We start from the raw sequence: 1,537 nt of genomic DNA on the forward strand, positions 1-1,537 counted from the left end.
CGGGGGCGGCGATGCCCGACGGCGCGGACACCGTCGTCAAGGTGGAAGACACGGATCATGCGCCCGGCGTGAGCGAGGCGCCCCCGACGGTGACGATCCGAGCGGCCCAGGCTCCGGGCGCCAATGTGCGCTTCAAGGGCGAAGACCTCGATGCGGGCGCGCCCGTCCTTCCCGCGGGCGTCGTGCTCTCCCCCGCCGCGGTCTCGGCGGCGGCGTCGGCGGGCTGCGGGACGCTCTTCGTCCGGCCCCGTCCGCGCATCGGAATTCTCACCACGGGAAGCGAACTCGTCGCCCCGGGCGGGGAACTGGCCGATGGCCGCATCCCGGACTCGAACGGGGTCCTTCTGGCCGGGCTCGCGGCGCAGGCGGGGGGCGACGTCGTCGCCAGATGGCGCAGCGCGGACGACCCCGAGGCTATGCTCGCGATTCTGGCGTCCGCGCCCGAGATCGATCTGCTCGTCACCGCGGGGGGCATATCCGCGGGGGCGTACGAGACGGTGCGGCAGGCCCTTTCCGGCCCCACGATGCGCTTCCACCACGTCGCCCAGCAGCCCGGGGGGCCTCAGGGCGCTGGGACAGCCCGCGTCGGCGGACGGTCCGTGCCGGCGGCGTGCCTGCCCGGCAACCCGGTGTCGGTCTACGTCAGCTTCCACGTGTACGTCGCCGGCATGATCCGGGTGCTTGCGGGGCGCTCCAGCACCGTCGAGCCGACGGTCGGGCAGGCCGTTGCGGGCGCCGAATGGGCCTCGCCTCGCGGGAAAGTCCAGTTCATCCCCCTGCGTTTGGACGGCGGGCGCGCGTTCCCCATTCACGAACTCGGCTCGCGCTCGCACCTTGTCGCCTCGCTTCCCTCGGCGGACGGGCTCGGCGTCGTGCCGGCCGACGTCGAACGCGTGCGGCCCGGCGACGCGCTGGGATTCATTCCAACCGAAGGAGGCGCCAATGGCTGACGGAAAAGAAACCTCTCCCGGCGGCCTTGCCCATCTGCGCTCAGACGGCACCGCGCACATGGTGGACGTGACGGCGAAAGAGCCGACGGTTCGCGAGGCGACGGCCGTGGCCCGCGTCGAGTGCTCCGACGCCGTCATGGCGCAGCTGAGAGAGGGCTCCGTGCCGAAGGGAGACGTGTTCGCGGTGGCAAGAGTCGCCGGGATCCAAGCCGCCAAGAAAACGCCCGCGCTGCTTCCCCTCGCCCACGTCGTAGGCCTCCACGGCTGCGAAGTGGACGTGGAACTGGCCGACGGCGGCGTGGCGATTCGCGCGACGGCGCGAACGGCCGACAGGACGGGCGTCGAGATGGAGGCGCTGACTGCCGTGACGGTCGCGGCGCTCGCCGTCGTCGATATGGTCAAGGGGATCGACCGCTCGGCCGTGGTGGCGGAAGCGAAGATCGTCGCCAAATCCGGCGGGCGGTCGGGAAGCTGGGTCCGGCCGGAAGGCTGAGCCCTCCCGGAAAGCCAAACCCGCGGGAGTCTGAGGCTGAGGAAACAAGGCCCGCCGGGGTCTGAGGCCGGGGAACACGAGTCCGGGGGCGGCC

At 72.2% G+C, this 1,537-nt stretch carries 2 protein-coding genes; both read left to right on the forward strand.

Going from position 1 to position 1,537, the window contains the following annotated elements:
* Positions 1-950, forward strand: a 950-nt coding sequence (locus tag ACO48X_RS11135) for a molybdopterin molybdotransferase MoeA (protein WP_485002150.1), incomplete at its 5' end; no start/stop codon positions are given.
* A complete protein-coding gene (moaC, locus tag ACO48X_RS11140) occupies positions 943-1,443 on the forward strand; it encodes a cyclic pyranopterin monophosphate synthase MoaC (RefSeq protein ID WP_485002151.1) in 501 nt (166 codons plus the stop codon). The genes ACO48X_RS11135 and moaC, both read left to right, overlap by 8 nt.
* Positions 1,444-1,537: the final 94 nt, after the last annotated feature.

Source organism: Peptidiphaga sp. (assembly GCF_057238965.1).

Bases quoted from the DNA above. Each gene is read 5' to 3' on its own strand.
- moaC (WP_485002151.1), top strand. From the start codon at position 943: ATGGCTGACGGAAAAGAAACCTCTCCCGGCGGCCTTGCCCATCTGCGC.